Origin of the sequence: uncultured Parabacteroides sp. (genome assembly GCF_947855115.1) — a bacterium.
Classification (GTDB): domain Bacteria; phylum Bacteroidota; class Bacteroidia; order Bacteroidales; family Tannerellaceae; genus Parabacteroides.
Genome location: NZ_CANTZW010000003.1, coordinates 105,950 through 118,832, shown reverse-complemented (window position 1 = coordinate 118,832; position 12,883 = coordinate 105,950). Strand labels below are relative to the sequence as shown.

The window sequence follows — 12,883 nt, the reverse complement described above, 5'->3', positions numbered from 1 at the left end:
TATACTGGGCATTGTAAGGGGCTTAGGACGGGCATTGTAAAGAATGGCTCGTTTAGGGTACGATCTGTAAGCTTTCTCCTGCGGTGTGCGACACGAATTCAGGTGCGTACATACATTGAATCGTACTGATACCTCCGGCGTATTCGCCGCCGCGGGATACGTAGACCGGATATTCCAAGACGAACGTACCTTCCGGCAGGCGGTTGATGAAGAAATTCTCGGATACGTCTTTCGGGGATCTGTAATACCAGATACCGTCTCTTGATTCCGTGCCGGAAAGCTGGTTAGCCGGTTCGAAGCAACCCGCACGTAAGTCTTTCAGGAATATATAATTCATTTCGCGGTCGGTGCGGATCGTCAGTCGTACGATTACCTTGTCTCCGATATGGAGTGGCTGTTCCGGTGTCACGGGACGGATTTGGCGGTTAGTGCCGTTATTGATCTCAACGAATAACTTCTTCTCGACGTTCAACACGCCTTTTTCTCCTTTCACCTTGTCGATATCCTGGAAATATTGTTCGTAGACGGCTCCCCATGCCGGAGTGTCTCCTTCTTTGCGGATCGAGAGCACGTTATTGGCTGAACGGTTCGTCTTCTCGTTCGGGAGTATCGTCTTGAGGTAACCGGTTGCTATGTCTCCGTCTGCGGTACTATAGGTTTTACCGTCCCATTTTACGATACAGGTATTTTGCGTGTCCAGCCAGTCGCTACCTGTGAGCAGCAAGGCATAAATCGCGTTTACCGTGGCGGGTACGGATTCCCAGTTCTGTGTACGTTTCTGGTTTAGCAGCCATTGTTTCATCAGGTTGGTGTTCTGGGTGTCTGGCGCTATCTCGTTGAAGACGGACATTAATAGGCAGTGCGTGTCTATCGGAGAGGTGAAATAATCGTTACCCCTGCGGTTGTTTGCCCAATACATGCCTTTCTCCTCAGAGATCGTAGCGGTCTTCTTTAGCCAGGTCAAGATGGCGGTAGCCACTTCTTTCTTTCCGTTTCGGTGCATCAGCAAGGCGATTTCACCCTTGTTGAGTAAGGAATATTGTTTCCAGTGCTTCTCCGCTTGGCTCGTATAGAAGCGGATCGCTTCCCGGGCATCTCCCAGTTCCGGGATATCCCGGTAGAAGCTGCGGACGAACAGGAACCTCACTTGTTCTGGCGAGGGTGTTGCGTTTTGCCACTTCTTATCGTATTTCCGCAAGTTCTCATAATCTTCCTGGATGCTCTTATCCAAGAACTTGAGCGCTTTCATTTGCATCTCTTTCTCCGCTTGTCCGTATTGCGTCGCGCTTAACCGCACGAGTTGCGACATACCTTGCAGGATCGAAAGCGTGATCGAGCGGCTTGCGGGGAAACCTTTAAACCAGCTCCATCCACCCTCTTCGTTCTGTTGCTGGATAAGTTGTCGCAGGGCCGCTTCTCGTAACCCGTCTGCCCGGTTGATATCGAATAATAAAGACAAACGCTGCTTTTGCTCCGTCTCGTTATCGGCGGCCAATACCCAAGGTGTCTCTTCCAATAGGATATTCTTGAGCTCTTGGTTCTTTTCCAAGTTTGAGTATAGGGTAGAGGCGTCTCCTCCTTGGGCGGTCCATTGGGCGATCACTTTCTGTATACGGGGATGGGCTTGGGCGATATAGGAGGCCAACGTATTGCTGTAGTAAGCGGCGAACCAAGACAAGATATTGTCATTGTCCGGTTGTGTGATCGTAGGTAATGCCTGTACCGCATACCAAATCGGGTTCCCTGTGATCTCTAACGTAAGACGGAACGGAGATTTTCCTTCTTGATTCCCGGAGATACGGATTTGTTTCTCTCCTTCCTTGAGCAAGAAGAACGGGGTACTTTCCGTGATAAGCAATTGATCGGAGAGGACAGGCACTATCTGCTGTTCCCCGTCACTACCCTTTTCCGAGTCGGCCAGGATACGTACCCCCAGCAGGCTGATCTGTTTGGGTACAGGGATCTGCCAGCTTACGGTGGCGATGCTATCCGGCCGTAACTCGAACGGGCGTTGTGATTTGCTCAGGCAAATAACCGGTTGGTCGGTCGCGGGATCGAATAGCTCGATACTTACGCGACCGGATATCGTTTCCTTGGAGTTATTGATTACTTGCGTGCTGACGCTGACCTCATCCCCTTGACGGACGAAGCGGGGCAGATTCGGTAAAACCATCAGCGGCTTGCTGGTGACGACCTCTTTCGTAAGTAGGCCGTACTTCAGGTCCTTGGTGTTGGCCAGCATCTGTAGTTTCCATGTCGTATTACTTTCCGGCATGGTGAAATTCACGAATACGTCACCTTCCTCGTTGGTTTGCAAAGTGGGGTAGAAGAAGGCGGTCTCCGCGAAGTTCTGCCGGAGTTGCTCCGGGTTCAACGGTTGGCCGCTCTCTTGGACGACGGGATCGGAGAAGTTGGGTGAGGTCTCGGCAGACTCTACTGTCTTTTCCTCCAAAACGTCTTCCGCTGTCATATTGTCTGCGGTTACCCCCACCGACAGGCTCGCTTGTGGGACCATTGCCGATTTCATCATGATGCCTCCTGTGGCGAGAGCACGGTTGCTGGCACCGTATCCCCGTATGTAAACCTCGTTGAACAGGCCGAACCAATTCAGTTGGTCGTATTTGTATTGAGGGATTTTTATATATTTAGCCTCTGTCTGATCGTATTGGTAACTACGCTGGAATCCGGTTCCGGCCGAGAAGCGAGGAGCTTGCAAGCTGATGGATCGCCGCGGCGAGAAATACCAACTGAAAGGTATGATCTTATCTAGCGAAGCATCGTACATGCCGGCCAGTACCTCGGCAGACACGATCGTGGAATCTGCGTCGGTGATACGGAATTTCCAACTCTCTTTGCTTCCCGGAAGCAAGCGATCCCGGAAGGTGACCGGCTTGATGGTCAACTGCCGGTCGGGTAAGCGAAGCTCTACGGGCACTTGGGTGATATATAGCGCACCTTCTTTTACGAACGTGAAAGACACGATGATACCGTCTCCGTATTCTTGCTTGAACGGGATCTCGAATCTGCGATTCGCATCGCTTAGCTTGATCAACTCGTGATGGATGCGGTTATTTCCGGCGAACCATTCATAGAGTATATATGCGTCCTTATCGGAAGTGCCGAATACGATCTCCGCATCTTCTCCGGGTAAGCAAGTCGTCTTCTCTTTCAGCACCCATGTATGGGTAAATACGGGAGGACGCTTGTCGTTCTTACCGTATAGGATGAAATCGGACTGGTTCTTGCTTGGTCGTCCTTGGCTGTCCTTGGCTTCTATCGAGATACGGTAGCGTCCGGAGGGCAGTTGGCTGAAAATGACCGGGCTGATCTCCTTGCCGCTGGTAAAGTCGCCGGCGGCAACTTGCTTGCCTTCCCGATAGCTCTTCGTATTATTCGTGCCGGGTTGAGTGGCGATCAATTCTACGATCTTGAAAGTACCGGCAACGGAAACCGTCTCCCCGTTGATCGTCCGGGCTTCGACTACGGCTTTTACCGAGTCTTTCTCGATTTGCCTCGGTAGGTTGGCTAACAAGACGATACTGGATTCTCCGACCGAGAAAGTATACTCTGCCTCTTGGGTCTCACCTTTACTGTCGGTTATGGTAGCCGATACCTCGTAGGTTTGGAATGCGGAAGGATATATGCCATTGTCATCCTCTTTTTGAGGCCGGAAAGATATGCTGAATGTCCCGTCGCCGGAAAGTGTCGTACTTCCTTCTGCCACTTGTACCGAAGAGGCCGGACTGAAGTATCTCCACAACATGAAGGGCCTACGGGTGATACGCCAACTGACGTCTCCGGCAGGTAAAGACACACCGGAGAATGTAGCCGCCTTGCCTTGTATCGTAACGGAATCTCCAAAGGCTATCTCTTCCTTAACCGGAAGGAAATGCGCTTGGAATGTCGGGCGTTTATATTCCTCTACATTGATGTATACGCTCGTCTGGCCGGTACTTAGCCGGAATACGCCGCTCAATGTCTGTTTAGGGATGCTGAACTCTCCGTTGAAAGAACCGAAATCGTTGGTCGTATATTTCTTATTGGCCAGTTCCTTCCCGTTGGCATCGTATAGAGTTACCGTGAATTCTTGTCCGGCCGCGGCGTGTGGGTCGTCCGTGTCTTTTACATAGGCGAGGCCTTTAAAGAAAATGGTTTGTCCCGGACGGTAAAGCCCGCGATCCGTAAAGACAGATACTTCCACCGGATTCTTCTCCGGCCTGTGTCCGGAACCCATCGGATAGATATGGGTCAGCATCGCGCTGGTATCTCCCAGTTTGCTGGCTTGGAACGCTATTATCTGGTTGTTCACCGGAAGTGTCGCCAATCCTTCCCGGTCAGTCTTGGCTGTTCCTAGCTCTTGCAAGTTACGGCGCTGCCCGCCATAATAGGTGACGGTTGCGCCATCTACCGGCTTTCCGCTAAGATAATCGGTAACCATGATTTCCCGTTTATCACCGGGAAGATTACGATAGAGAGCTGCCAAGCGGGTTACGCTTACCGTGTTGACTGTCTTGAGCTTTTGTCCCGGTACGGTTACGACGCATTCATACAGCCCCGGTTGATCCATCGGAATATACAAGGTCGTATCCTGCTGCGAGTAGGAGTTGGGTAATCGCAGCGAGAAAGTCGCCTTTTTCGCGAGTTGCCCCAATGTATCGTTATCCGATTTCCTGGTGGAAGAATGAGCCGCCTGTAATGGGGTCTTCGGGCTTCGGTAGATTTGTACGGTGACTTTCTGCACGTTCTTGTATTCTAGTTTGATTCCCAATTGTTTTTCCGGGTAAACCGTGTTATCCGTGGAGACAGATAAGGTAGGTTGTTCCAATTGCGCCAAGCGATTCTTTAAGATCGCGGTGCGGGGATAACCGGAATACCGTTTGATACCCTCCTCGCATAGTTTTACTTCTTCTGCCTTGATGGAATCCCATTGGGTCGAGACGTAGCGGGACATGCTGCCGCTGACTAAGTCTAGTTTAGCGATTAAGATCTCGGCCGCATAATCTTGAGGAGCCAGGTTCCTGTAAAGCTCGTCTAATGCGTTCATATAAGCGTTGTACGCCTCTTTGTCTCTTTTATCTCCGTAAAGAAACCGCAGGTAATCCAATTCCGTAAGGAGAGCCGGCTTCATATCCGTCTCCTTGTTCTGGAAGGCGATCAAGTCTTTATATATCTGTGCGGACGGTTGGATTTCTAGCGCCCGGAAAGCCAGGAACTCGTAAAGGGTAGGACGCAGTTTCTGCGAGTCCTTCCCGGTTTCCAGTATCTCTTTGAACCGGCTTACCGGCGTACTTTGCAATAAGGCCGCAGGCCGCAACGATAAGTCTACTTCTTGCTTGATCTTATCGGCGAACAAGTTGGAAGTCCATTCCCGGATATCGTCGGGGGTATAACCGCTTAGCTGGGTCCTTTGGTTGATAGCCCATCGGTTTCGTTGGTAGTAGGTCTGGTACATCTCTGCCAGCATGGAATGCAACACCGCCGTGGAAGCCGAGTCGGGGCAGCTATTTGCGTAATCTTCCGTTTCCTCAATCAGTTCTGGGAACTGGTCATTGTTTACCTCCATTTGTTCTTTCATCTTGAGGATAAGATTCTTGATTGCCATCGGGGTGTCCTTCTCGTTTATTGTTTGTGTGATAACGGGACTTTCTTGTCGAGGCTGGGCGGCCCGGCTATACATGATAACCGCCGAGATGCCGCAAAGTATCAGGGCAGATAAAATAATTGCTCTTATCTTCATATCTTTTGGGTTTTATAAGTTTAACAATAAACCTTTCCTATATAGATACAAAGAAAGAGCAAAAAGTTGTAAAACGTACGTTAATGTTTACTTTTTACGTACATAAGTGATGTAGGTGTAGGGATAAGGGTTCTTCTCGTCGGCGGGATGTTCCTCACGCTCAGTCTCTTCCCAGAGGTCCCAGTTTACGACCGGGAAAAACGAGGTCGCGTCGGGAAACTCTTGATGGATGCGGGTGATATACATTTTATCGGCTATTCTCAAAGCCTGTCTGTATACCAACGCTCCTCCGATAATGAATATCTCGTCCTCTTTCTCGCATAAATCCAGGGCGGCGCCCATAGACTCGCAAGCGAAACAATTCACGAAACCGGCTTCGGGCATAGTCGTTAATACGACGTTCTTCCGATTAGGCAGTGGCGCTACAGGGAGAGACTCGAATGTCTTACGTCCCATGATAACCGCATGTCCCGTGGTTAGTTCCTTGAAACGCTTCATGTCTGAAGGCATGTGACATAATAATTGCTGGTTCTTTCCGATCGCGTTTTTATCTGCGATTGCTGCGATGATAGAAATTGTACTCATAAACTTATTGAATTTAGATATATAACACATGAATTAACTGCCAGCTATCAATTGCCGGCTATTTAAACCGCTACCTCACCCTTGATGTGGGGATGTGGGTCGTATCCGGTCAAATTGAAATCTTCGAACTTGAAATCGAAGATGCTCTTTACATCAGGATTGATCTCCATCCGTGGCAACGCACGTGGCTTGCGGGTCAGTTGTAGCTTGACTTGCTCCAAGTGGTTGTTGTAGATGTGGGCATCTCCCAGCGTATGTACGAAGTCTCCGGCTTTAAGACCGGTAACTTGCGCCATCATTTGTAGCAACAAGGCATAAGAGGCGATGTTGAACGGGACACCAAGGAAGATATCCGCGCTACGTTGGTACAATTGAAGGCTTAGGCGCCCGTTCGCCACGTAAAACTGGAAGAAGGTGTGGCAAGGGGGTAGGTTCATGTTGCCTAAATCTGCCACGTTCCATGCGCTGACGATGATCCGTCGTGAATCCGGGTTGCGCTTGATCGTTTCTACAGCTTCGGTGATCTGGTCGATGGATCCACCTTTATAATCCGGCCATGAGCGCCATTGGTAGCCATATATATGTCCAAGATCTCCGTCCGCATCGGCCCATTCGTTCCAGATACGTACACCGTGATCTTGTAGATATTTTACGTTGGTATCTCCATTCAGGAACCATAATAATTCGTAGATGATAGATTTCAGATGCAATTTCTTGGTTGTTAACAGCGGAAAACCCTCTTCCAGATTGAATCGCATCTGATGGCCGAATATACTGATCGTTCCCGTACCTGTCCGGTCCTCTTTTCTTATCCCCTCGGTAAGTACTCTGTCGAGCAAATCTAGATATTGTTTCATTACTCACTTTTTACTATAGTGTGCAAATGTACGAAAGAGGATTGTATTTTACTAGAACTATAGCGTCAAAATATGAAATCGCAGGAATCTTCTACCGGCTTCTCCGGGTATCATAAGCGGTTTTATATGTTGGACAATCATGTGACAGATAGTAGAAGATCAATGTCTCCATACGAATGCCGTAATCAATTGGGAGGAAATCAGTAAGGATTCCCTAGAAAATGAGCAAGGATATTGGATCGCATGTGGATAGAATGCGTATCTTTGCCTGAAGAATAGCAATTATTAATTTTAAAGGAAAAAGATGAAAAAACTTTGTTTTGCAGTCATGGCAATGTGTATGTTGTTGTCATGCGGAGGTAAGAGTGAGAAGGGGGCTGCTACGGAAGAGGCCACGCTATCGGGTTTGATGAAGTCGGACTTCGTGTCTGAGGTGGATGGCAAACCGACCGCTTTGTATGTGCTGAAGAATAAGAAAGGGGCTGAGGCTTGCGTGACGAATTGGGGTGGACGCTTGGTATCCGTGATGGTTCCCGATAAGAACGGCAAGATGACGGACGTGGTGCTCGGATATGATAATATCGCCCAGTACGTAGCTTTTCCAGACAACAATTATGGCGGTTTGATCGGTCGTTACGGCAATCGTATTGCGAATGGTAAGTTTACGTTGGACGGAACGGAGTATCAACTTCCGCAGAATAATAACGGACATTGCTTGCATGGTGGCCCGAAAGGATATCATGCGGTAGTTTGGGACGCTAAGCAGATTGATGACCAGACCTTGGAACTGACTTATCTGTCGAAAGACGGTGAGGCTGGTTTCCCCGGTAATTTGAATATCAAGGTGATCTATAAATTGACGGATGATAACGCTGTCGATATTAAATATGAGGCGACAACGGATAAGCCTACTGTCGTGAACCTGACTAACCATAGTTATTTCAACCTTTCCGGTGTTCCCGGTTCGCAAATCATGGATCATACGATCATGATCGATGCGGATACATATGTCCCGGTCGATTCTACCTTGATCCCGACTAGCGTACTTGAGCCAGTCGAGGGAGGCCCGATGGATTTGCGCCAGCCGGTAGTCGTAGGCGCTCATATCGATGATCCGTTCACACAATTGGTTTATGGTGGCGGTTACGATCATAATTGGGTATTGAACACCGCGGGCGATATCAATAAAGTAGCGGCTAAAGTCGTATCTCCGACAAGCGGTATCGTGATGGAGGTTTACACCAACGAGCCGGGTATTCAATTCTATGCCGGCAACTCCATGGCAAAAGCGGGTGATAAAGGTAAGTTGGGTGTTGTTTACCCGCACCGCGGCGCTCTATGTCTGGAGACTCAACATTACCCGGATAGCCCGAATCAACCATCTTTCCCGAGTGTCGTTCTACGTCCGGGCGAGAAATATGCGAGCGAGTGTATTTATAAGTTCTCGGTAGAGTAAATAGGGAAGGGAATCTCAGGGATTCAGAGACATTTAAGTAATAGCATGGCACATATACATTTTATAAATCAATGTATATGTGCCTTTCTTATTATAAGGAATACCTCACGAACGCCATTAGGCAAAACCAGCTTTTAAGATCTCCGGAGATTGTCTCTTTAATGGCTGAGCCGGGGAATGTAATCGCATTATTTAAATGAAAATACCACTGGCGTGAATGAAAATACTTCAGCGTGAGATTCAACTCCGTACCGTAGTATCTCGATTTCATGACCGATAATCCCGGGTTGCCTCCTAGATTGTTTGTCTGCGGAGCCATGAACGACCATAGCTGGGTGACTGTTTGTAACTTCGGAGCCGGAGAGTATACCAATTGTAACAGGTGCGACATCTCATTGGAGTTTTGCACGATCTTATACATATTGGAACCTTGTACCCATTGCTCGCCCGTACCTCCCGTGTATAGGGCATCCCAACGCTCATACGCTTTAGTCTCTGGATTATCTCCCGAGAAATAGGCGAATCGATAACTCAACGCTGGTTTACCCCGGGTCTTGGCGAAATTCCAGCCTAGTTGCGTATACCATGCGTAGGCTCTCATCTTATAATGGCTGTTGGTTTGATATCCACCTTCGGCTTTATAGAATAATCCTGGCTGACCGGGGGCTTGATTCCCATAAAGACGCAGGTTATAAACCCACAAACCTTTCCGGCTAAGAACCTCTCCGTCGGGTTGGTAATACTTAACCTCAGAGCGTGGAGAGTGAAGCAAGCTGGCACCGATCTGTATGCGGTCGTTGTTATTGATCTCAAGATTAGCGCCATTCAAGATCGTGCCGCTATAGAATATCGGTAATTCGTTCGGACGGAGCTGGAAAGCTTGGAAAGTCAGACGATCCCAACGGAAAGTGGCGAGAAAAAGCCTTTTGGCCGCCCAGCGAGGATTGATTTGTAAGGCCGCCCGCTCTTGCCCGTTCATCGATGTGTTAATGATAAGCCAACCGTTCCCTAAGACAAATTGTTTCCTTCCGTAAAGCACGCTGTAGGAATACTCATGATTGTCACTTAACCGCTTTCCTCCGATAATTCCGGCGAAAGCATCCTCTATCTCCCCATGAAATCTGGACTGATCGGTAAACAGCTCCCTTCCTGCGCTGAAAGATAGGATATAACTGGCTCCTCCGTATAAATGGAGGTTTAGTCTTGGGACAATTCTCGTGATGCCGTAGATGCCTCCCATAGTAAACCCCTCGATCCAAGCGAGGTACCCTTTTCCAGACGGATTATTGGCAAGTGGATTCCCCACGAGTAGAGGCTCCGGTTGGGCGAACCAAGCGTTGTTATTGCTGTAGGCCATCTCGGAGGCCGCTATCTTGAAGGTCAATAAGGAATGCTTACCGGAATAGATGACTGGAAAAGCTTGGGGAGTCTTGAATAAATTAGCATGCCGGGATGTCACGATGTCTTTTTCTGCTATCCGGACTGTTACTCGCAGAGAGAAACCTCCGTCTCCTTGTGGAACGACATTGAATGTGGCGTTTTCTACAAAGGGGAGGTTCCGGACTTGAGACAAATAGTAAGTTACCTGAAACTCATTGAAGTGAGTATACGGATATACAAGGAAAGTCTGTTCTACCTGTTGCCTCGACAGCGTAGCTTCTGCGGAATCCGGGGGCAGGTTATCATATACGAACTCTACGGATTGTATGCGCTCTCCCTCATAAATAGACAGGGCATTATTACTTTGGGCCATCGTTTCGATGTGCCAAAGGAGCGAGGCCAACAGGATGAAAAGAGACTTTCTCATATTTCTCGGTGTTTTGTGGATACGTACGATCAGGATTTAAAAATCAGTCCATCCTCCATCGGTGGCGATGATAGAACCCGTGATAGCCGATGCTTCGTCAGAGATCAGATATAGCATGGTGGATGCCTGTTCCCAAGGGAACGAGCCTCGATGCTCCGAATCGCAATACTTTAATAAACTCATCGTTTTGATCTTTCCCATGCCAAAGCCTATACCCGCTTTTTGTTGCGCAGCGACAAATTCCTCGGCCCGTTCCACCATGGGAGTTCTCGTCTCGGCCATATTTACCGAGTTGATACGGATCCCATAAGGAGCGTAATCGATGGCGGCGTTGCGTACCAATCCGTTCACGGCATGTTTACTGGCTACATAGGCGGGATTACCGGACAAGCCGGTCATGCCTGCGATAGAGCCGACAACCACGATTGCCCCTCCGTTTCGCTGTTCTATCATTTGATTGAGTACGGCACGCATGGATTTAAACGTACCTGCTGCGTTGGTGGCGAATACGTTATCCCAATACTCGTCTGTCGCTTGGGTGATGACGTTTGGCATTAATTTACGTTGGCTCTCGTCATATTTAAAAGGTGTTCCGGAGAAGACCCCGTCCATGACACCTGCGTTCAAGCATGCGTAATCTAGCCTACCGTAAGCCTTGACAGTCTCTTCCACCGCTTTCCGGCAATCTTCATCTTTTTGGATGTTGCCGTATACGAACAACGCTTTTAGCCCGATCGTATTCAAGGAATCCGCAACGTGTCGGCCCTCTTTGTCGAGCCAATCCATGATGACAACATTCGCCCCTTCTTTAGCAGCTCGTACAGCGGTCCATTTCCCGATACCTCTGGCCCCTCCGGTTATCAATATGGTCTTTCCCTCGAACCTGCCGGGTATGAAATAATCCGCGGACAGCCGGTTTACGTTATGCTTTAGGGAATTTTGTTCCGTCTCTCCAACCTGTTGTGCCGAGAGAGCCGTACCGCTTAATGCCATGATAAATAGTAAAAATAATTTCTTCATCATACTTTTGTTTTTATGGTTATTATCTCAGCGAACATTTTCCGGAGGTAAAAGGTTGAGGAAAATATTTATTCATATCCCTTCCAATAGATTTTAAAAGAGACAAATAAATCCTTATGAAGTATGGGAAAAAGCATTATATTTGTGTCGATAAACCAAGCTCTTTGGGAAAGACTCAAGGGGTTATGGATCAAAGTGTGATTACGATAAGCGTTTAAGATATTATCTTTGGAACTGAAAATCGCCAAGTTTCAAGTCGGACAGAGGTAATAGGCAACTAAACGCTCACGCTTGTTATATATACTGCTTAATAGTATACGTAATAAGGCGTGGGCTGTTGTTTATTATTTGTCCGATGGGTGTTTGGCGATACCTCAGTTTCGAATAGTAGATTAACAGTTCCCACGCTTTTTTTGTGGCATAAAGAAATACCGAACAAGGCGAACGGTCCGGTTTGAGGGAAATGTATATGGATTTGATTAAAGAACGACGCTTGGCTGTCTGCCGTATATTGTTGGATGTTGTGGAAGGAGCGTGTGAAGTTCGTGACCCTGATCTGATCGTCCAAGCTCGCCATTATCCGGCGCTTCAAAGGGAGATGTGCCTGACAGAGCGGGATTGGGAGGAGGCAGAAGGCCTAAGTGTGCTTGCCTGCTTGGTATTATCAAGGCAGTTGCACCATAAGGTCAAGATGATGATCGGATTGATCGCTTACGATTTGTATTCAAGAGAGCTTTCAATCTCTTATCAGCGGCGCTTAGCCTTCGATGTGCTGATGAACGCGATTGATTGGCCCGTTTCCTTTAAAGACATTACACTCTTCGCTCCTTCACGGGAAGGCGAGGAAGAGTGAGAATAGCGGTCTTGTTATGATCGGGATATAGATTCTTATTCTTATTCTTATATCCGGAATATCCTGTACTCGCAATTACTGAAAACAGGAACTTTCTTCACCTGATCTTTATCTAGGTTTTCCAGACAGGCTACTATCCGTCGGTTGATCATACCATGCCCCACGGCTAATACGGTTTGTCCGTCGAAATTTGCTTTTAAGTAATCCAAAAACTTTCCGGTGCGCATATACAGCATCTCGTCCGTTTCCGCATCGAGTGGAGGATGTAAGCGAGTGGCGGGAATGGGTTGCCCGGTCCAACTTCCCCAATCGATTTCCCGTAGCAAAGGGGTCGTTATATGGGGGATATTCCGGTTGCCGAACCCGATTTCCACTGTCTTCCGGGCACGATCCAGGTCGCTGCTGATCAAGGTATCAAAATGAACACCGGCTAATTGTTCTCCTAGTTCGGCGGCTTGTCGTTTGCCTTCCTCTGTAAGCGTACCCTGCATCTGCCCCTGAAAGATATGGGCAAGATTTTGCTCCGTCTGTCCGTGGCGGGTTAAATATAAGGTAATCATCGCGATTC

At 48.3% G+C, this 12,883-nt stretch carries 8 protein-coding genes; 2 read left to right on the top strand and 6 right to left on the bottom strand.

Annotated elements, in window-relative coordinates:
* Positions 1 to 52: 52 nt before the first annotated feature.
* The 3 genes from Q0110_RS03765 to Q0110_RS03755 all read right to left on the bottom strand — a co-directional run bounded on the left by Q0110_RS03765 (position 53) and on the right by Q0110_RS03755 (position 7,179).
* Positions 53 to 5,737, bottom strand: coding sequence for an alpha-2-macroglobulin family protein (locus Q0110_RS03765; protein WP_297902768.1), 5,685 nt, complete (start codon positions 5,735 to 5,737; stop codon positions 53 to 55).
* An 87-nt stretch (positions 5,738 to 5,824) separates the two neighbouring features.
* On the bottom strand, positions 5,825 to 6,322 hold the full coding sequence (locus Q0110_RS03760) for a dihydrofolate reductase (protein ID WP_297902765.1): 498 nt from the start codon (positions 6,320 to 6,322) through the stop codon (positions 5,825 to 5,827).
* A gap of 62 nt (positions 6,323 to 6,384) precedes the next feature.
* Entirely contained in the window at positions 6,385 to 7,179 is a 795-nt protein-coding gene (locus Q0110_RS03755; RefSeq protein WP_297902763.1) for a thymidylate synthase, read from the bottom strand.
* 304 nt (positions 7,180 to 7,483) lie between these two features.
* Here Q0110_RS03755 and Q0110_RS03750 point away from each other — a divergent pair, with 304 nt between their 5' ends.
* Positions 7,484 to 8,635: an aldose epimerase family protein gene (locus tag Q0110_RS03750; protein WP_297902760.1), complete on the top strand. Its 1,152-nt coding sequence runs from the start codon at positions 7,484 to 7,486 to the stop codon at positions 8,633 to 8,635.
* A 91-nt stretch (positions 8,636 to 8,726) separates the two neighbouring features.
* On the opposite strand, the gene Q0110_RS03745 is transcribed toward Q0110_RS03750, so the two are convergent.
* The gene (locus Q0110_RS03745; protein ID WP_297902757.1) at positions 8,727 to 10,442 is read right to left on the bottom strand and encodes an alginate export family protein; all 1,716 of its coding nucleotides are present in this window, start codon (positions 10,440 to 10,442) and stop codon (positions 8,727 to 8,729) included.
* Between the two features lie 36 nt (positions 10,443 to 10,478).
* A complete protein-coding gene (locus tag Q0110_RS03740) occupies positions 10,479 to 11,465 on the bottom strand; it encodes an SDR family NAD(P)-dependent oxidoreductase (RefSeq protein WP_297902754.1) in 987 nt (328 codons plus the stop codon).
* Positions 11,466 to 11,931: 466 nt separating this feature from the next.
* Between Q0110_RS03740 and Q0110_RS03735 the strand changes: the two genes are divergently transcribed.
* Positions 11,932 to 12,315, top strand: a complete 384-nt coding sequence (locus tag Q0110_RS03735; protein ID WP_297902751.1) for a hypothetical protein — start codon at positions 11,932 to 11,934, stop codon at positions 12,313 to 12,315.
* Between the two features lie 47 nt (positions 12,316 to 12,362).
* On the opposite strand, the gene Q0110_RS03730 is transcribed toward Q0110_RS03735, so the two are convergent.
* On the bottom strand, positions 12,363 to 12,875 hold the full coding sequence (locus tag Q0110_RS03730) for a histidine phosphatase family protein (protein WP_297902748.1): 513 nt from the start codon (positions 12,873 to 12,875) through the stop codon (positions 12,363 to 12,365).
* Positions 12,876 to 12,883 lie beyond the last annotated feature (8 nt).